At 69.6% G+C, this 20,139-nt stretch carries 10 protein-coding genes; 5 read left to right on the top strand and 5 right to left on the bottom strand.

The genetic code is table 11. The annotated features are described in order from the left end of the window. Positions 1-293: 293 nt before the first annotated feature. The 4 genes from ACFYRX_RS16435 to ACFYRX_RS16420 all read right to left on the bottom strand — a co-directional run bounded on the left by ACFYRX_RS16435 (position 294) and on the right by ACFYRX_RS16420 (position 6,746). Positions 294-1,268: a hypothetical protein gene (locus tag ACFYRX_RS16435; protein ID WP_389100872.1), complete on the bottom strand. Its 975-nt coding sequence runs from the start codon at positions 1,266-1,268 to the stop codon at positions 294-296. A gap of 10 nt (positions 1,269-1,278) precedes the next feature. Continuing rightward, on the bottom strand, positions 1,279-2,838 hold the full coding sequence (locus tag ACFYRX_RS16430; protein ID WP_389100064.1) for a hypothetical protein: 1,560 nt from the start codon (positions 2,836-2,838) through the stop codon (positions 1,279-1,281). A gap of 358 nt (positions 2,839-3,196) precedes the next feature. Continuing rightward, positions 3,197-3,376 carry a hypothetical protein gene (locus ACFYRX_RS16425; protein ID WP_389100063.1) on the bottom strand — a complete coding sequence of 60 codons (180 nt, stop codon included), beginning with the start codon at positions 3,374-3,376 and terminating at the stop codon, positions 3,197-3,199. 67 nt (positions 3,377-3,443) lie between these two features. Further along, positions 3,444-6,746, bottom strand: coding sequence for a hypothetical protein (locus ACFYRX_RS16420; RefSeq protein WP_389100061.1), 3,303 nt, complete (start codon positions 6,744-6,746; stop codon positions 3,444-3,446). 582 nt (positions 6,747-7,328) lie between these two features. On the opposite strand from ACFYRX_RS16420, the gene ACFYRX_RS16415 reads away from it, so the two are divergent. The 3 genes from ACFYRX_RS16415 (at position 7,329) to ACFYRX_RS16405 (ending at position 13,635) form a co-directional block, all read left to right on the top strand. Beyond that, entirely contained in the window at positions 7,329-8,642 is a 1,314-nt protein-coding gene (locus ACFYRX_RS16415; RefSeq protein WP_389100060.1) for a hypothetical protein, read from the top strand. Continuing rightward, positions 8,639-12,280 (top strand): ThiF family adenylyltransferase, encoded by a 3,642-nt coding sequence (locus ACFYRX_RS16410; protein WP_389100058.1) that lies wholly within the window; start codon positions 8,639-8,641, stop codon positions 12,278-12,280. The genes ACFYRX_RS16415 and ACFYRX_RS16410 overlap by 4 nt, the downstream gene beginning before the upstream one ends. A gap of 173 nt (positions 12,281-12,453) precedes the next feature. Further along, a complete protein-coding gene (locus ACFYRX_RS16405; RefSeq protein ID WP_389100056.1) occupies positions 12,454-13,635 on the top strand; it encodes a hypothetical protein in 1,182 nt (393 codons plus the stop codon). Positions 13,636-13,809: 174 nt separating this feature from the next. Here the strand turns inward: ACFYRX_RS16405 and ACFYRX_RS16400 are convergent, their stop codons facing one another. Continuing rightward, on the bottom strand, positions 13,810-14,211 hold the full coding sequence (locus tag ACFYRX_RS16400; protein ID WP_389100054.1) for a hypothetical protein: 402 nt from the start codon (positions 14,209-14,211) through the stop codon (positions 13,810-13,812). A gap of 852 nt (positions 14,212-15,063) precedes the next feature. On the opposite strand from ACFYRX_RS16400, the gene ACFYRX_RS16395 reads away from it, so the two are divergent. Both ACFYRX_RS16395 and ACFYRX_RS16390 read left to right on the top strand, forming a co-directional pair. Beyond that, a complete protein-coding gene (locus ACFYRX_RS16395) occupies positions 15,064-15,996 on the top strand; it encodes a hypothetical protein (protein WP_389100052.1) in 933 nt (310 codons plus the stop codon). Between the two features lie 233 nt (positions 15,997-16,229). Further along, positions 16,230-19,898, top strand: coding sequence for an NACHT domain-containing protein (locus ACFYRX_RS16390; RefSeq protein ID WP_389100050.1), 3,669 nt, complete (start codon positions 16,230-16,232; stop codon positions 19,896-19,898). The last annotated feature ends 241 nt before the right edge of the window (positions 19,899-20,139 follow it).

Genomic DNA, 20,139 nt, shown 5'->3' with positions numbered 1-20,139 from the left:
ACCTGGTGTGATCGTGGGCCCCGCCCTCCCCGTTGAGGTCGGGGCTCGGTACCGCGCTACGCCATGGCGGAGGCAAGCGCGTAACCGATGGCGCTCACGGCTACTGCGGACGACCCGAGCGCCGCGCCTTGCTGCCGAGGTACGCGCTTCCGACCAGGGCAACCACCATGGCGACTGCCGCCTTCTCCTTTTGCGACATCTCCTTCACCTCCCTCCGCGCAGAGTTGGGGGGAAGGATGGCAGGTGGGTCTGACATTCAGCGGCTCGTCGCGCTGATCAAGTGGCGCGGGCGGCTAGTCAGAGAAGGTCACTGCACGCTCCAGCCAGCCGACCGCCTGCAGATCTCGGGCGAGCCAGCGGTATGCGAGGTTCGTTGCTTGGCGGTCGTGGTAGGGAAGCAGCGCCTCCTGCTGGGTCATGCCGGGGAGACGGAATGCTGTGGAGCGGTCCTCGCGCACCTTCGCCCAAAGCGACTCTTCGGGAAAGACCGATTTGTCGGACAGGCACAGATCGACGACGGGTCGGTCCTGCGGACCGGACGTCTCATCAGGACGCAGGGCGTACGTGACCGTGGCGGGCTGGGGCTCTGACTCGTCGGAGGGTACGACGACCAAGCCTTCGACACGGATGGGGAAGACGCTGTACAGGCCGAGCGCGGCCCCGAACCGCGGGAAGTTGACCTCGACCAGATCGCGGTAGCCGGTGAGAGCGTCGCGGAGCACGTCGGCGGTGATGGACCGGGTGAGCGCGGGGGAGTAGGTCTGCCAGAAGTAGCGGGGAGGGGGGCTCGTCCGGTCGGCGGGCGGTCTGGGGCTGGCGAGGGTGTCCCCCTGAACGTGATGCAGGTGCACGCTGAGCCAGCGGACATCGTCGGAGTCGATCTTGCGGCCGGCGCCCCACTGCCACGATGCCCGCACATAGGTTGCGGACTGATCCTTGAGGATGTCGAGCTCGGTCTGTAGATCGCTGAGACGGATGTGCTGGCCGACCCGCGAGTACTGCCCCTTGGCCATGATCTGCCGTGCGAGGAACCACGCGCGTTCGGCGGCGAGAGGTGACGTGGGCGCCACGGGCAGGGTGCGCTGCCGCATCCGGTCGGCCAGAGCCTGGCGCAGCTGGGAGCGGGCCCGCTCCCAGCAGGCCAGGCGCCCGTGCGGAGCCGGAAAGCTCGTCCGGTGATGGAACCGGGCCAGGGGATTGGGCAACGACGCGAGGTCAGGCCACGCGACGAGGTCTTCGTCCAGGACGCCGGGCCGTGCCTGTGCCACGGTCAGCCAGTCATGGCTGGACCGCCCACGGGATGAGCCGGCCCTGCTCGTGCCGGGCCAGAAGAGGGCCGAGGGACTCAAGGCCCGCGAGCCAGCACAGAGTGGCATCCCGCAGTCGGCGTGCCACCGCGGGCACCTGCTGCGGATCGTCACCGTCGGCGGACGCTTTACCCGCCGGTACGGCCGGGGATAGGGGCCTTCGCCCGTGGGCTGTTGCGATCTCGTCCAGGACCCAGGAGGCTGCTGCCGGGTTGGTGTGCGTGAGGGTGCGCATGAACGCCTCGGCCTCCTCGTCCGGCGCGGCCGCCATGACGAAGGCGATGGCGTAGCGCCAGTCGGGGAAGGACTTGGGTGCGGCGGCGGATTCCAGCGGTGTGTGGCCCTCCCGCAGGGCCTGGGCGGCGAAGTGCTGCTCGAACAGGGGCAGTGCGAAGCGCAGGAGATCGCCGTCGTGGACGACGAGGCCGGTTTTCTCCAGCTCCCAGACCAGATGCTGTGGGGCAAATGAACTGGCCTGAACCGGACCGTGCTGGTTCAGGATGTGCGCGGCAAGGCGGGGCAGGGCCTCCCATACCTGCGTCGAGGCCTGCGGGCGCTCGCGCTGGAGGATGTCGGCAGCGAGCCCGGAGAGCAACTCCCGGGCGGAGATCTGCGTGTCGCCGCCGGCACGCAGACGGCCGGCCAGGGCGTGAACCTGCAGTGGACTGGTCAGCAGCTGCCACGTCTCGTGCCGTTCCGGGATCCTGGCATGGTCCTCGCCCAGCACAGTGCGCAGCAGTTCCAGGCCCCGACGAGAGGACCAGGGCGGCACGGGCAGACGCTCGTTGTCCTCCACACGCCCCGCGCCCGGCCGGGTGGTCGCCAGCACACTGACACGAGGCCATACGAGGACCAACTGCCGGGCATCGAACAGAAGTTGGTCCGCCTGGCGAGGGCTGACCGCGTCGAGATTGTCGACGACCACCCGGCAGGTGCGCACCGGGTCGTTGCCCAGCGCGCCCTGGACTGCCTGGGCCAGCGTGGAGGTGATCTCCCGGGCCTCCAGCCACAGCGGGATGTCGATCTCCGGGTCTGCCCACGCCTGGGTCAGACCCTGGCTCCACCAGCGTTCGGCCTCCTCGCTCTTGCCCGCTCCCATGGGGGCGACCAGGACACGAAGGGCGCCCTCGGGCACGATCACCGCCGGACCGGCATGCTCTGCCATCCACACCAGGACGGCACGCACACGGTCGGCAGGAGTGCTGCGCAGGCGTACGCGGCTGCGCGCCCGGCAACTGCGCAAGGCCAGGTCGAGGCCTTCCTCGCGGGAGCGAAGGCGCGGCGTAAACGGCACGATGGCGCTCAGACGCTCCGTAAGGTCGTCCATGGTGAAGGAGACGGCAGCGGCCTGGGCCACCTCGGCGTCGCTCAGCGCCAGGCCCACCGCGCGCGAGCGCGTCTCGATCTGCTGCTCTTTCCAGGCACGCAGCCGATCTGCCGGATAGTCGTCCGGCGTGGCATCGATCTCGGAAGCGTGCCGTTCGCACAGCAGGATGAGATTGCCGAAGCTGCGGTTGTCTTGCTCGCCCATCGCCGGGTCCCACCGCGGGCCCCCTTGGCTGCGGGCGTGAATATGCGCGATCCGGCTGTTGAGCAGGCGCTGGCCGGTAACCGGGTTCTCCCGGTACAGCGGCTCCCCACACGCGGGGATTCCGCAGGCCAGGGCTGTGGCGTACAACTCCTTGACGGTGCTGTGGGTCGGCGGGGCATGCCGAAGGGGTGTACGGCTGGCAGGCGTGACGTCGGCACCCATGAGCACAGTGTGGCGGTCCGCCGCCACCGGCGCAGGCAGGGTCCCCAGCGCACGCGGGCGGCCCTACTCCAGGCGAGCCTGGCCAGAACCCGTTCCAGGGCTTTCCCGGCGGGCTTCGTGAGCGGCGACGGCGGGTTCATGGTCGAGCCAGTACTGGCACGGTCCAGCGGATGCGAGGACTGCCCGCATCGCGGAGGACGACCTCGGCGACGAGGTCGCGGGCGCAGCTTCTTCTTCCGCGTGCGCTGCATGCGGTGCCCTCGCGCTGCGGCTGCGGGGCATCCCACCGCACGATCTGCATGATGTGCGACTTCATGCCCGACACCGTAGCCGGGCACCGGGCCCCGCCGTGCCGGACAACCACCCCGCCTGCGCCCGGGCCATCATGGGCCGGGCGCAGGGTCGTTGTAGGCCGCCTCGATCGCACCGGCATTGATCAGCGCGATCCGTAGCTGCTCGTGCTCGGCTGTGCCCTGCGCAGTGCTCTGGGCAAAGAGCCGGGCCGCATGCCGCTGGATCTCCTGCCGGTGGAAGGAGCCCACGTCAACGCCGAGCATGGCCGCGGCGATCAGCAGGGCATCGGCCGAGTCGGGGTGGCGCGCGGCCCGTTCGGCGATTGCGTCAGGCGCCTCCAGATCCGGCTGGCGGGCCACGGTGCGGGCGGTCAACTCCAGCCAGGCGGCATCGTCGAGGTGGTCGGCGTAGGCGAACCGGCCCGCGCCGGACAGAGCAGCGGGCTCCAGTGGTGCCTCGAGCGCGGAGCGCCACAGCGCTGCTGCACGCTCGGGCCACGGGCTCGACTCACCGCAGCCAATCACGGCCTGCGCGAGGTGGGACAACAGCTCGGAGACCGCCTGCAACCCGCCGTCCTGAGCAGCGAGCTCTGCCAGCAGGGCCGGGGCCGGGCCCAGCACCTGGGAGCCGTCGAGGAACGACAAGATGATCTTGCCGAGGACCGGGGCGTTGTCCGGGCCGGCCGCCGCCTGCAGCAGCGCCGCACGGTCCAGGCGCGCCAAGACGCCGGCGTGCGGCCGCGGTTGACGCAGCCAGGCCGCGGCGGGCCGCCAGGGGGCGTCGAGTGAGTAGAGCGGCTCTGCGTGCTCCTCGACCCACGCCCCATCGACGTCTGCCAGCTGGCCCAGACCCAGGCCGATGACGGCCAGGGCCTGATCGTCAGGCTCGTCCGCCAGCAGACGGGCCAGCACACCGCGGGCCGGCTCCGGCAGGGCCTGGCCGCTACGGTGAGCCTGCTGGAGAGCCCAGGCGATCAGCGAAATCAGCGCCGTCCCGCCCGGCTGGTCGAAGGCCGCCCACAGCGGCTGCGGGGTGTCCGTGCGGGGCCGTGTCCAGCTGGTGACCAGGTTCTGCAGCCACTCGACGGCGCCCGCTGCCTCCCCGGACGCCATGTCCAGCAGCAGGCCGCTCTCCCACGCCCGGTGCAGCAGATTGCAGATCACCTGCTGCAACTGCAGCGTGCCCGCACCGTCCTGCCCGGCTGCGGGGCGGGCGGCGAAAGCGGCCAGGGCGATCGCAGCGAGTTCGCCCTGGGAGAGCTTTTCTTCACGGGCAGCCCGGTGCAGGGAGTTGAAGTAGGCGGCCAGCACACCCGGGGCGCCGGCCGCGGCCACCGCCACACCGTCAGGGTCGCGGGCCCACAACTGCGGATCCTGGGACACCAGGTCCCCCAGCAGACCGGCGCGAGCGCCCTCGGCGTCGACGTCACCGCGGGCGACGGGCGCGACGGCCAGCTGGCCGACCGCGGCGGCCGGCCCGTCCTGCGCCGCCTGGGCGGCGAACCCGTCCGCGGGCAGACCGCCGTGCCTTACGACCCAGGAGGTGACCTGCAGGCGCGGGACGGGACGCGCGGGCGCGGGCTGCCCGGTCAGGCCGGTGAGCATCTCCAGCATCGGCCGCCACGGCTCCAGCACCTGCGGGGCAAGAACCGCAGTCAGGTCCCAGACGGTCCGCCAAGCATCCGGCAGCGGCTCGGACGCCGTTTCGTAGGCGTCCTTCCAGGCAGAGATCTCTGACGCGGACGGTGCCTCTCCCAGACCCTGGGCCAACACATGGTGCAGATCGGCACGGTGCTCGTCGGGGCAGGCGCCCTCGAGCAGGGCGAGGAAGTCCGCGACATCCGCCCGCGCAGATCCGGCCGCCACCAGCCGGCCCGCCAGCGGCAGGGCACGCTCCCACCAGGCGGCCAACGAGACCGGATCGGCCCGGTCGTCGTCATACGATTCCAAAAGGACGACCGCGCGCAGCCGGTCAGCCGCAGCACCGGCCGGCAACTTGCTGTCCAGTACCCGCCAGCGCTCCGGCAGTGGGACACCGAGCCGTGCGTCCTGCCGGGCCAGGTCGAGCACCGCCCGCATCAAAGTGAACAGCACGTCACGTGGCGGATCGGCGAGGGAAATCTCCCGCAGGTCGTTGACCATGCTGGTCCGCCACGCGTCGGCCTCCGCCAGAGGCACGGCGAGCACAGACGCCAGCACGGACCGGATGATGCCCCCCAACCGGTCCCCGGCCGGACGCAGCCGGCCTCCCGGGTGGGCCGTGTGGGCCAGTGCCTGTGCCAGTTGCGCGGCCTCCCAGGACTCCGCGGTGCCGAAGGACGGGGTGCGCAACACCGTCTCGACGACGGGGACCCACTGTCCGTTGCGCTCGGACATCGGGACGTCCCGGGCCCAGAAGCTGATCCGCAGCAGCACATGGCGGTCCTGCTGGTCCCGGGCGATCTGCTGCAGCAGTGCACATGCCGTCATGCCCGTTCCGGCCACCAGGCTCACCGCGGTGCCCACCGCGCCCGGGCCGCGTTGGGTGATCGCGGTGAGACGATCTGCCACCCACCCGCACATCTGTGGCGGGTCGGCTTCCAGCAGCCGCCGCAGATAGGGCAGGGCCGGCCAGCGGGAGGCTTCCGGCAGAAGCCGCTCCAGCGGCAGCAGGTCAAGCCAGCGCGGGCTCACCGCCGCACGGAAGAAGTAGCTGCCAGCGCGCGGATCCGACATCGACGCGACCTCGTCCGCATCCTCCTGTGAGGGCTGCTCGCTGAGCGCAAGATGCCTCAGCCGTTCGGCACGCTCCGGCAACCCCAGGAAGAGCTGCTCGAAGGCGGCCACCACGCCCTCGAACCGCTCGCGGGACTGTTCGGGCGTAGCGCCCGAGCCGTGCACGACGCCGGAGGTGTCCCGGTAGAACCGGGTCCAGGAGTTGCGCACGGCCTCCACCTCGGCCAGGCCCATTTCCTGCCGCGTCAGTTCCTGCACCAGGTGCCCGATCTGACGGATGCGCCGCCCGCCCGGATTGGCCTCCTCCGCGCGCAGTGCGTCGACCGCAGCGGCAAGTTCCTCCAACAGCCCCTGTGGGACGGAGCCGCTGGCCCGGCAGGCTTCGACGGCGGCCCTGGCTGCATCCGTGACCGCGTCCCTGGCTGCCTCGATACCCAAGATGTCCCTCGGCGCCAGGTTGAGGATGCTGTCGATCGCTCCCCGGCAGCAGGACTGCGCGACCTCGTAGGGCGCGTTCCACCGGCCGGGATCGGACAAGACCGACGCCGCATCCAACAGGAGGTTCAACGCACGCTCACCGTGGGGCCCTTGAGCGGCCAGCGCCGTGGACAGTTCGGCGGAGACAGCGAAACCGGTGGGGCTGGCATCGCCGCCCGAGGGATCGTTCTCGACACTCACCCGGTCACCGTAGCGAACCCGTTCGCGACAGCAGCCCTGCGAGCATGGAGGGCGTGCCCGCGGACTCCTGTGCTTGCGCACTGCACGCGGGCTGGCCAACGGGCTGCGTGGGGCACGCCAGTCTGGCGTAGCAGCAGAACCCGGCTCGCGGTGGGCTGGGTTGTGGCTTGCCTAGCCGTACACGCAGCTTCGAACCGCCCGGCTCGGACGTCCCTCGTACGGCGCTTCCGGGGCCCTCAGGGCGCCGTTGCAAGTGCCGAGGCCGGATGCGGTACCCAGCGCATCGCGGGTCAGTACAGGAACAGGAGCTGAAGGGACCGGGGTCTGGGAAGGACCGCCTACGCACCGGCACCCCTTCCCGCGCTCTTGGCCTGGGAGCGGGACCCACCGGTCCGCTGTTGCGGCGGCACGTCGTGTCTGCCGGGAGGTCTCGCTCGGGGCGACTGTCCCCGGCCTTGGCCCCGGGGTGCATGGAATGCCTGGTGAGGCCGCATTGTCAGTGGCGCGTGGTAGATGTGAAGTCACAGAGAACTCGGGTGATTTTCCTGCTAGTTGATCAATGGCGAGTGAAGAGGCAAGGGCATGGTCGAGACGGAACTACCCGAGCGGGGAGTGGTGTTCTGGCCGGTCGGCACAGGCGACTCCACCACGCTCGTGCTCGGCGGCGACCTGGTCCTCCAGGTCGATCTGCGGGACATGAAGCAGGCCGACGAGAAGGACGCGGTGGTCGCCGCGGTCATCGACCGTCTGGCGGATACCTTGCCGCGCCCCGACTGGCTGGACGGGGAGACCCCCTACCTGGCGGTGTTCGCCCTGACCCACGCCGACTCGGACCACTGCTGTGGGTTCGGGGACTTGCTGGACAGCGACATTCTGATCGGGGAGATCTGGGCGACCCCGCGGCTGTGGCGGGAGATCTCCGAAGACAAGACCATGTGCGAGGACGCCCGCCTCTTCCAGAACGAGGTCGAACGCCGCGTCGCCGCCACCCTGGAGGCCATCGACAACGGTGAGGAGCCCGCCAGCGGCGACCGGGTGCGGATCATCGGCTATGACGACGACCGCGACCAGCACTCCTACAAGGATTTGCCCGACGAGTACTTCACCTTTCCCGGCGAGACGATCACGATGATCGACGGCAACGACCTGTCGGCAACGTTCGAGGCGTTCGTCCATGCCCCGTTTAAAGACGACTGCGCCGACGAGCGCAACGAGACCTCCCTCGCCCTGCAGATCCGTATGCCCACCGGCACCGGCACGTCGGGCCGGCTGCTCCTGCTCGGCGACCTCGCCTACCCCACGATCAAGAAGATCCTCGACAACAGCGAGTACTTCGGCAACACCGACCGGCTGGGGTGGGACCTGCTGCTCTCCCCGCACCACTGCTCGAAGAAGGTTATGTACGCCAAGGGCGAGGACGGCGAGGAGGAGCGCAAGCAGGACATCCTCGACCAGCTCGAGACCTACGCCAGCGCGGACGCGCGGGTGATCGCCAGCTCCCGGCCCTTCAGGGACCAGGACGAGAAGGGCCACAACCCGCCCCACCTGCTGGCCCGGGACGCCTACGAGGAGATCACCGCGCTGCCGGTGCTGTGCACGGGGGAGTACCCCACCAAGGACGAGCCGCGGCCGGTGGTCTTCGCCCTGGACCCGCTCTTCGGCTTCGAACTCGTCGACGTCGCCGAGCTGGAGAACAAGTCCCTGGTGATGAAGGCCGCGGGCGGCGGACGGCGGATGCTGGCCGCGCTGGGCACCACCCGCTTCCCGGCCGCCGCCTTCACCGCCACCGCAGCTGTTCCCTCCCCGCGCGCGGCCACCGCCGCTCGCAGCGCCGTCGAGCAGGCCCGCGGAGACAAGGCCGCTCCCGCCACGCCCCTGGGATTCGGTGACGCGTGAGCGAACGCACCACCACGCCCATCACGGCCGGCCAGAACCTCGCCCTCGACCAGCTCCGGCAGATCGCCAGCTCCGACCGCGGCGGGGTCTTCCTCTCCCATATGGACACGGCACCCGCCGCCCCCAAGGGCTTCGTGGAGGCGCGCATCAGCGTGGGATGCGCTGGCCTGCCCCACGCCGAGGGCGGGCTGCGGCTGCGCAGCGAGGAGCCCGTCACGCTGTACATCCCGCCGGACTTCCCCTTCGAGGTCCCGCTGGTGTACACCCGGCACACCCGCTTTGCCGGGGCCCCGCACGTCGTCTGGGCCCGCTTCCCGTGCCTGTACCGCTCCACGGCCACCGAGTGGGACCCGGCCGATGGCATGTACGGGTTCATCACCCGCCTACTGGACTGGTTCAAGGCGGCCGCGGCCGGAGAACTCGACGCCCCCGGAGAGCCGTTGCATCCCCCGCATGCGGTGGGCGACTACGCGGACGGTCTCCTCGTCGTCCGCCGCGACGCGCCCACCGCCGAGCACGACGAACCTTGGCTGGGCGCAGCCCTCCTGCACCGCATCAGCACCGACCGCAGCGACGTGGTCGGCTGGCTGCCCTTCGGCCAACCATGGCCGGGCACCCTCTCCCAGGCCCTCTCAGAAGCCCAACTCCCCGACGATGCCGAGGTGTTCCTCGCCCCCGTCGCCATCACAGCAGATCATCTGACCTTCGAGTACCCGAGTACGGCCCGCAAGCTCATAACCGCCCTCGCCCGCGGCCGTATCACCGCACGCATGGTCCTCGGCCTGGTCGGCGTGGTCGCCGACCACAACCGCCGCCTGCGCCCCACCGGCCAGAGCGGGCCGGACGGTACGTCGCACCCGCATGCCCCGGTCCACCTCTTGTTCGGCACTCCCTCCCGGGGCACTGCCGGTCACGGTGCCCGCCGCACCCACCTGGTGGCCTGGCACCTGCCCGACTTCGCCGAAAAACTCACCCGCCGCGCCGTCAGCGCCTACGTCGACCGCCAACTGCCCGAACTCGGAGACGAGCTCATGCAGATCGGCGAGGAATGGCTCGACACCCTCACCACCCAGTGGATCCCTCTCTACGAGGCCCGCCCCGAAGTCACCGTCCGCCGAGACCACCACACCCCGGCAGCCTGGCTGCACGGCAAACGCATCCTCGTCCTGGGCGCCGGGGCACTCGGCGCGCCCGCCGCTGACATCTGCGCCCGCGCCGGGGCCGCCCACATCACGGTCGTCGACCAGTCAGTCGTGCACCCCGGCATCCACGCCCGCCAGCCCTACACCGACGCCGACATCGGCCACCCCAAGGCCGACGTCCTCGCCGCCCGCCTCAACCAGATCGACCCGCACGCCACCCGCGTCGAGTCCGTCGTCGCCGACATCACCCGCGCCCTACCCACCCTCGACGTGCACTCCTTCGACCTCATCTGGGACTGCACCGCCAACCGCGTCGTGCGGGCCTACCTCGAACGCACCCGCCACACCGACCCGACCGCCTGGCCGCACCTGGCCACCGTGATGATCGGCCACCAGGCCACCCTCGGGATCGCCGCCTTCTCACCGCACGGGGCCACCGGCGGCGGCACCGACGTGCTGCGCCGTACCGCCCTGAGCGCCCGCACCGATCCCACCGGTGCTCTGAACGACATGGTCGAGGACTTCTTCCCCATCCAGCCCCGCACCGAGCTTTTCCAGCCCGAACCCGGCTGCTCGGACGCCACCTTCACCGGCTCCGCCGCCGACGTCGCCGCCCTGGCCGGACAGTTGGTGACCGGCATCCTCCACGCTTTGAACGCCCCCGCCGACCAGCACACCATGGCCGCGCTCACCGTCCGCACGCCCAGCGGCCCCACCGACCCCCAGCCCGCCGGGCCACGCTGGCTGACCTGGCCCAACGACACAATCATCACCGACGACGCCACCGGCTACGACGTGCGGATCGCCCCCGCCGCCCTCGCCGAGATGCGGGCCGAAGCTCGCCGCGGCGCCCGCGTACGCGGCCCCCGCGTCGAAACCGGCGGCATGCTGCTGGGCACCATCGATGACGCCACCGGCATCATCTACGTCGACGAGGCCACCGGCCCGCCCCCGGACTCCCTGCTGAGCGAGGCCTACTTCCAGCACGGCCTTCAGGGAGTCACCCGCCACCTCGCCGCCCGCCGCACCGCGACCGGCAACACCAGCCGCTTCCTCGGCCTGTGGCACACCCACCCCCACTCCCCGGCACAGCCCAGCGCCACCGACCGCACCGCCATGGAGCTGTTGACCCTGCCCCTGGACGATGCCCCCGCCCGGGCCCTGGTCCTCATCGCCGGAGGGCCGCAACCCGTCTGGGACACATGGCTCACCACCGCAGACGGACCCGACCTCTACGCACACCTCGCCACCCGCACCGCGTCCTCCGCCTCGACCGAGCCGTCCCCGCCACAACCACCCCCCCGACACGGCTCCGGTACGTGGTGGCCCGGCGGCTACGCCACCCGCCCCGCCACCGCAGACCGCCCCACGCCGATCGGACGATGCCCGCCCATGACCCGCACCATCGGCCTCGCCCTGTCCGGCGGAGGCTCCCGCGCCGCCGCCTTCCACCTCGGCTGCCTGCGCGCCCTCAACGACCGCGATCTCCTCGACCGCATCCGCGTCGTCTCCGGCATCTCCGGCGGATCCCTGCTCGCCGCCCTGTGGGCCTACGGCCCGCGAGACTTCGCCGACTTCGACGCCCACGCCACCGACCTGCTGCGCCACGGCCTGCAACTGGACATCGCACGCCAGGCATTCAAGCCCTCCGCAGCCGCCCGCAACCTCACAGCGGCCGCCCGGGCAGGAGCACGCCACCTGTTCACCCGCACCACCGACATCAGCGTCGCCCGACCCGCCAACCGCACCGACGCGCTCGCCGCCGTCCTGGCCCGCAAGGCCTTCACTACCGCCACCATGGCCGACGTCACCCACCCCGGCCTGGACGTCGTCCTGACCGCCACCGACCTCGCCACCACCAACGCCGTCCGCTTCGGCAGCACCTGCAGCGGCTGCTCCCGCTACGGCACCATCACCGAACCCATCCACGTCGCCACCGCCGTAGCCGCCTCCGCCGCCTACCCCGCCCTCCTGCCAGCCCTGGAGCGCACCTTCACCTTCCGGCACCGCGACGGGCACAGCCAGCAGCACACCGTGCTGCTCACCGACGGCGGCGTCTACGACAACCTCGGCCTGTCCGTCCTGGAACCCGGACGCTCACCCCACCACACCCAGCACGTCTACGACGTGCCCTTCATCATCGCCTGCGACGCCGGCCAGGGCGAACTGGCCCTGAAAGCACCGCACTTCATGGCCGGCCGTCTCAGCCGCTCCTTTGCCACCGTCCACCGCAAGGCCCAGGACTCCGCACGCTCCCGCCTGCACGAATGGGCCGCCAACGGACGCATCGACGGCTTCGCGCTGGCCTACCTCGGCATGAAGGACGACCGCCTGCCCGCACCGCCCGACGACCTCGTCCCGCGCAGCGCGGTAGCCACCTACCCCACCGACTTCCGTGCCATGAACCGCACCCACTTCGACGCCATCACCACCCGCGGTGAACAGCTCATGCGTACCGTCCTGCCCATGTACCTGAGCCATCACCACCCGCGGTGAACAGCTCATGCGTACCGTCCTGCCCATGTACCTGCGCCATTTCCAGCACTGACGCCAGGCAGCACGGACTCCTCGCTCGTGACACCTGGGTGGCTTCAGGGCGGGGAGAATCGGACGTGACGGCTTGTGACACGCCATAACGCGGGCGCACCGCATCGGGGAGGAACACGACGTTGAACACCGTATGGGCTCGGGTGTGGCAGTTCCGGGTGCAGGGGCCGATGGTGACCGCCACACAGGTCGGACAGGGTGACCTGGGGGTGGGGCTGGCCCGGCTCATCCACATCAATGCGCTCGCCTGCGATCTCAACCGGGTCGTCGACTACCGGACCAAGCAGCTCGAGGTCCGCCTTCTGGCCAGCTATCTCGATGCCCCCAGCGCCGGTGCCCCGCTCCAGGTCGATCACCGGGCATTTGTGGCGAGCTCGCGGCACATCCGCAGCTTCGTCACCGAAAGCTCAGGGCTGGGCATGCTGACGGCGGCCAGCGAAGCCCTCTTCGCCTGGGACAACGCGGCGCACGCCCTGCACAGTTTCGACGCATTGCCCGGCCGAATGCTGACGGGCTATCAAAATGGCGGTGTCAGGCCGGACTTGCTGTTCCATCTGCCTGGCGGCCGAGTCGCGGGAGAGGCCCGGGGTCGGCATCGCCGCGCCAAGACGCTCCTGCCGACGCGGCCACTCGCCGAGCAGAAGAGGCGACTGCAGGAACTCGCCCTGTGGTCGGCGTCCCACCGCGACCACGCCTACTTCATGAGCTGGGTCTGGATCGGTCGCTCCGGCGTCGCCGTAGACATCTTCCTTCCTCAGGACAAACGCTGGGACGGTGCACTGGACGCCCGCTGGAAGCGGCAGAGCGCAGGCGACCAGTGGCGCTTTCCCGTGCGTGAGCGACGGCGCAGACCGCCCGAGGACCCCTTTGAACAGATGCCGGCCGACGATCCCGAGCCGCCGCCCGCCACGCCATCCACCACGCCGCTCGACACGCTGCAGCCGGTGATGTCGGTGCACGCTGCTGCCCCGACACCACCCAGGGTCGACCCGCTCTCACGGACCGGCCGCATGGTGCAGCGGTTGTACGACACCGCCCCCGAACTCGACGCGGAACTCGCAGACATTCCCGTCCGCGGCACCTGGGTGCCCGCCGACGCGCTGGGACCTGCCCAGCACGAGGTGCTGCTGGCCGTCCTGGCCGAACAGCCCCCACCTCAAGTCGGTGTCCGAGAGAGACTCGCACGGGCCGAAGGCCGCTTCGACGCCTGCCTCGACGGGCGCCTGCTCACCGTCGTGCGCTCAGCGGCCCAACCACCACCAGCCTGGCAGGACTTGGAACAGGCGCTGTTGAGGCCGGCGTGACACACCGAGATACCACTGGTCCATAACGAGGCTGGGGCGAGGAGGCAGTGGCCATGCGACGGCCGCCTGACGTCATCGTCGGCAGTCCAACGGGAACCGCCGCTGTCACCGTGCACCTCCAACCCCCGAGGGGCGGCAGCACGCTCGAGGATGCCTGAACTGCCCGCACCGGGTCTACTGGATGACGTGTTCCAGCCGGTTCGACACCCTCGCCTCGGTCGGCAACTTCAACGCCATGCCTCCCGTCTTGAGCTGCGACTGCTGCTCTGTGGTGAGCGGGACGACGTAGAAATATCGATGAGAGCCGACCAGGGCGTCTTCGAGGTTGACAGGGAACGAGTGGGATCCGGGCCCCGTCACCTGCAGCTCCCCCTTTGGATAGAACTCGGGATGACTCTCCCCGGCTCCATCGGGATCTTCGCGCTCAGCGATGACCACGTAATGCTTGCCGGCCGGGAGTGGGCGGCCGCAGTTGACGGTGTATTCGAGGTCGAAGGCCCGCTGTGACTTCTGCGGACCGGTGAGGGTGACTGGGTAGCCAGAACACGCAGAGGAGGCGCCCGCTGCAGAAGCCACAGTGGCGGGAGTGGACGAAACGGTGTCCGGAGAGGCGGCGGGGGCGGACGAGGGCGAGGCGGACTGGCTCGGGGGGACTGCGGGTGGGGGAGTGCCGCTGGTTGAGCTGGGGTTGTCGTGGCTCTGCTGAATGAGGGCAGCGATGATGCCACCGATGGCAGCGATGATCGCGAAGATGATGCCCCCGGTGAGGTAGACCTTGTTGTTCGGCCCCCCACCGGCTCCGCCCGCCCCACCTGCTCCGCCCGCCCCACCTGCCCCGCCGATTCCGCTGTTGCTGCCTGCGCCACCCTCTCCACCTGCTCCCCCCGCTCCACCGGCGCCAGAGCCGGGAGCGGAGGCGGGAGGATCGCCGGGAGTGAAGCTCACGTGAACGACCTCCAGCGTGCCGTGTATGACTGTCTTTACCGAGGAGACGGGTGGTGACGTTCGGCTAGTTCCACGAAGAGGATGAGCGAACGGATTTCCGATTCATCGCCCGATCTACCTCAATCATCGCTAAAGGCAAGACATATGAAAATCCATCAGGCAAGCTGCAGCACGGACTCGTCAGGGCGAGCGATGCCGCGGCACTGCTCCAGCATCGCGGATTCTCCCCGGCCGAACGTGCGGATCAGTATCTGTGATCTCCCCGCCAGCGGTACCCTTCCCATGGGCCGAGCGCATCGGCCCAAGCCGGGGCTGGCCCATGAACAGCCCCACACCGGCAAAGGTGCCCGGGCCTCGTGCACGGCATAGCTGCATCAACTGCGCGCACCGCCAGAGCTGTTCAGAGCGATCAGCAGATCCGCATGTGCCCGCTATCCGCGCACTCGGATCATGGGGCCGGAGCGCAGAACTCGAGGCCATGCCATGAGCAAGGATCACGCCCGCAAGCGCCGGGTGCGGCGTACCGCGCAGAACACCGGATCGTCCTACACCTCCGCCAACGCCGGAACCCTGCACACTCACCCCGCCCCCACACTGGTGCCTGTCAGCGGCGCACCGTTCGGCGTGCCTCACACCGCCGACATGACGGCCGCCTCCGCGGCCATCGGCGCCGGGCTGGCCGACTGTGACCCCTGCCGGGCCTCCGCCATGGCCCGGCTCATGCTGGGCAAATCACTGGTCCTGGCCGTGCTGGCCGCCTCCCTGCCACTGGTGCCGAACCGGGAATTCTCCACCGTCACCCACGTCTTCTGGGACGAGGTTCAGCCGCACGCACACCACCCGTACACCTATGTCTTCACCGCTGGTCTGGGAGCGGTCGACCGCCAGAACTTCCTCGAGGACCTGATCAGCATCTGGACCATGGTGGTCCCGCACCTGGGAGGGGGCGGCAGGACGTTGACAGGGGCCGACCTCACCTCCATGATCATCGATCTGGCCCCGGCCCCACCGCCGGTCTACCGGGCCGGCCGCACGGGCTTCGTCCCCACCCCGCAAGGGCCGTTCCCGGCCCTCACCCTCGCGTCACCGGACATGAGCGGCAGCATCCAGGAACTCGCCGAACGCTACGGCTTCCCCTGTTATGCGTGGGACACGCTGCCTGACGTGAGCTCCTGGATCCTGCAGCAGCATTCGGCGACACTGCGCCCCTGGGGCGTACGCCAGGGGGACGGCGGTCGGAGTTTGACCCTCGGCTCGGTGGAGCATCCTGCCGAGGCGACCAGCGAGTGGATCGACGCGGCCCAACGTGCCGGCTCGGTCGTGGTGTTGGGCCTGTGGACCGGAGACTTCACTTCGCTCATCCATGCCGTGCAGGCACAGGAGATCTTCGCTGTGCGAGCACGACTGCAGCTCTGAAGGAGTGACGGCCCGGTGACCGCGGGGGCCCCAGGTCCCCAACGGCCCCGCTGCGTGCGGGGACCGACAGCACCAGGGCTCGTGTGACGCGGACCGGTACCTGGTGGCTGGCCATTAGTTGGGCCAGCGCATCGGTCTCCTCTGGCTCTGCGTCAGGCCGGGCGCCGTTGTCACAGGCGCCCTCTAGGGTTGTCTTTCTGCACGGGAACAAGGAGTTCGAGCGGGGGAACAGGGTGGCGGACGCCGGCACGGGGCAGGGCAACTATCTCTACGAGCGGCTGACGGAGAAGGCGTTTCAGCGTCTGTGCGCAGCACTTCTCGCCCACGTCTACCCAGGCGCGCGCTGCTATCCGGTGGGGCACTCCGACGGCGGCCGGGACATGACCCGCACCGATGGCGATGAAGCCATCGTCTACCAGGTGAAGTGGGCCAGCCGACACGACCAGAACCCGGTTGCCTGGCTCCGCGCAGCGGTGAGGCAGGAAGCGGACAACATCCGCCGGCTGGTGGCCGACGGCGCCACCCGGTACGTGCTGATCACCTCGGTGGCCGGCACCGCTGTCCCGGGCCGCGGCAGCATGGACCGCCTGGATGTCGAACTTGCCCGGCATGCACGCGACTTCGGCATCCCGATGCACGTGTGGTGGCGCTGCGACATCGACGCGCGCGTCGACGCCGCGCCCACCGAACTGAAGTGGGCCCACGCCGACATGCTGGCCGGGCACGACCTGGTGCGCTACTTCGTCCACGGCACCCAGGCCACGGCCAGGGACCAGGCACTGCGCACCCTGGTGATGAAGGTGATGGCCACCCAGTGGGAAGAGGATTCCAAGGTCAAGTTCAAGCAGGTCGAACTGACCACTCATGACCTCGACGACCTGTTCATCGACGTCGAAGCCACCCGCGCGTCCGAACCGCGCAGCCTGCGTGCCCGGACCGAACAGCTGGAGCTGGGCGAGGAACCAGCCGACCTGACCGGCGCCGCCCAGTACCTGCTGCACACCTCCCGGCCCTTCACCCTGGTGCGCGGCGAACCCGGCCAGGGCAAGTCCACCCTGAGCCAGTACGTGTGCCAGCGCCACCGTGCCGCTTACCTCAACGAAACAGATGACACGGCCCTGGCCCCGGCGGCACAGGAGGGCGCGGCCAATGCGCGGGTTGCCCTGCGGGTCGACCTGCAGGATTACGCGGCCTGGCTGGTGGGCCAGGAACCGTTTGCCGACGAACCGGGAACGGCCGAGAAAGGGCTGCGCCGCGACGGGCATCTCGAGCACTTCCTTGCCGTATTCCTCACCGCCCACAGCGGGGGCCTGCCCGCTGACACCACCGTGGTGCACGATCTCCTGGCCCGGCTGCCCGTGCTGGTCGTCCTCGACGGACTCGACGAAGTCGCCAGTGCCAGCACCCGCGCATGCGTCGTCAGCGAGATCGACGGCTTCGCCGCCAGGCTGAGCATGGCATTTAGCCCACAGATGATCGTCACTACCCGGCCCAACACGGCAGAGCTGGCCGAACCGTCCGGGTCACTGTTCGAAACCATCACGCTGACCCGCCTCAGCCCCGAACTGCGCAGCACCTACCTGCACAAATGGGCGCGGGCCCGAGCCATCACCGGACAGGACCTGACCGAGCTGGAGCGCACCTTCAAGCACCGCTCCGCCGAACCACACATCGCTCAACTGGCAGACAACCCCATGCAGCTGACGATCCTGCTGTACCTGATGCAGCGGCGCGCCAACTCCGTACCCAACAGCCGCACTGCGCTCTACACCTCCTACATGGAGACCTTCCTGGACCGGGAGGCGGCGAAAACTCCCGCAGTGCACCGACACCGGGCCGACCTGGAGGAAGTCACCGCGTTCTTGGGATGGCATCTGCAGGCACGCGCTGAAGCGGAGAACGGCAACGGCCAGTTGCCGACCCGTGAGCTGCTCAGAGCCATCATGAACTACCTGTTCGACGTGCAGAAGGACGCGTCGATGTTCAGCGACCTGTTCACCGCCGTCACCGACCGGGTCTGGGCCCTCACCAGTAAAGTGCAGGGAACGTTCGAGTTCGACGTGCAACCGCTGCGCGAATACTTCGCAGCCCGGTACCTCTACGAGTACGCCGGTGCCGACCAGCGGGGCTTCGACACCGGCGAGGTCCTGCGCAGCATGGTCCGACGCGGATACTGGCTCAACACCCTGCGCTTCTACGCCGGATTCGCCAATCCCAACGAACTCGGTGGGATGGTCGAGGTGCTGGAAGAGGAACGCGATGCACGCATGCACCCCGGCCAGGTCCGCACGGCTGCCTGGAACCTGCTGGCCGACGGCGTGTTCACCGGACGCAGGAGCTCGCAGAACCGGGCCGCTGAACTCTTCCTCGACGATCTGAGCGTCCGCCTCATCGAGCACGGCCTGACTCACCGGGCACTGCCCGACACGGCAGGTGACCGCGGCGGCAACCACCTGGCAGCCGAACTGAGAGCGCTCGTCGCCAAGGAGCCGGACTGCCGGGCGACCGCTGAACGCGTGCAACTGGCATGGCGCCTGGACCCCGCGGCTTTCGACGCGTGGTGGCACCCGCACATGCTCGCTGCGGTCGGCACCGGCCATGAGCGCACCTGGCTTGGCATTGCCTCGACCGCACAGAGCCTGAACCGCGTTGGCGCAGCAATCGTGCCTCGTCTCGCCCTGGCGGACGCCGCCACCGCAGCGGCGGCACTCGCCGCCGGCGCCCAGCCGGAAGAAGGCTCCGCGGCAGAACACACGCTGCTGCGCACCGTCCTCGCCGGTCACGCCAGCGCCATCGACCACCCCGTCCCGGGATATGCCGGAGATGTGCTGCAGGTACTGCACCCCGCCTACTTCACGCGCAGAGCCCGCGCACGGCATGAAGCCCAACGGTCGCCCCTGGGCTACGGGCGGCCGCAGCACCTTCGAGCGGATGCCTTGCTGCGCCTTCGCGAAAGAGATACCCGCTTCTCCCGCCTGCGGCAATCGAAGATCTCCGCAGGGCAGACCAACACGACGGCGCTGTGGGGCGGCACCGCCCGAGCCGTCGGCGAACTGTTCGGTCCGTGCTGGCTGGGTGCTGAAATCGCCATCATCGGAGCCGCCACGGACCCCAAGGTGGTCGCGACTGATGGCGAATTCCCTCTCCCGGCCGAGGCCTTCGGCCCTCACCCCGACTACGGACACCTGCTGCACGAGGTGCGTGACAACCGCGCGAACAGCCCGTGGTGGACACACGCCTTTGCCACCCACACGGACTCGCTCTCGCGCGCGACCTGGGTCCTGGCATTGATCAGCGTCGCCGACCAGGACATCGCCCTCGAGCATCTCGAACGTCTGGACGATGCCGTCAGCAGGCTGCCCGACGAAACGTTGTCTGCATTGCGTCTGAGCTCCAGCCGCATCGGATCGGCGGCCTACAACCGGCCGTTGTCCGCGGACGTATTGGCCACGGCCGGCGACCGAAGCCTTGCCACCGTCAATCTCCTCACCCATCACGTCCGCCGTGACCGGCGACTCTCCGCCCTGGACGAGTCAACGCTTGCTGCCATGGCCCGCTATGGTCGCGCTGCGTGGCCTGCTCAGCACGCCTTGAGCGAGCGGATGAAACAGGCGCCCTCGCGGTCCCTGCTGGACGGATTGAAGGCCTTCGGCCCCCGGACGCAGAGCCCGTCCGTCCCGACACACAGCCCTTACGCCGCGCAGCCCGGCCCCGAGCGTGCCGTCATGTCCCTGGGTGATCCCGACGCGGTCGCAGCCGTTCTTGACGCACCGTTCGACTATCCCATGGACTGGCTTCTGGCGGCCGTGGCGGCGGCTGAACGATCAGCTCTGCATTCCGACACCGCCCACTTGAGGGACGTGGCCTCCATCCAGAGATGGTTCACCCCTCACGACCGTTGACTGGTACGTCCGTCCCCGGCGCATGCGGGGACACACCGCGAAGGATCATATGCCACGGACTGGTACCTGGCGTCCGAGAGACCCGAGGCCGGGAAACACCCCGAACAGCAGCCTGCAGACGCTAACCTCTCCACAGGCCAAGCGCATCGGCCCAAGCCCGGGGTTGGCCCATGAACGGTCCCATACGGCAAAGGCGCCCGGGATATCGAGAGCGGCCAGCAGCATCAACTGCGCGTAACCC

It is taken from the genome of Streptomyces sp. NPDC005374, assembly GCF_042872225.1.
Classification (GTDB): domain Bacteria; phylum Actinomycetota; class Actinomycetes; order Streptomycetales; family Streptomycetaceae; genus Streptomyces.
The sequence above is the reverse complement of the archived record's forward strand: the minus strand, read 5'-3'. Positions and strand labels throughout refer to the sequence as shown.

Excerpts from the sequence above, each read along its gene's own strand:
- ACFYRX_RS16430 (WP_389100064.1), bottom strand. The coding sequence starts at position 2,838 with ATGGGCGAGCAAGACAACCGCAGCTTCGGCAATCTCATCCTGCTGTGC.
- ACFYRX_RS16425 (WP_389100063.1), bottom strand. The coding sequence starts at position 3,376 with ATGAAGTCGCACATCATGCAGATCGTGCGGTGGGATGCCCCGCAGCCG.
- ACFYRX_RS16415 (WP_389100060.1), top strand. The coding sequence starts at position 7,329 with ATGGTCGAGACGGAACTACCCGAGCGGGGAGTGGTGTTCTGGCCGGTC.
- ACFYRX_RS16395 (WP_389100052.1), top strand. The coding sequence starts at position 15,064 with ATGAGCAAGGATCACGCCCGCAAGCGCCGGGTGCGGCGTACCGCGCAG.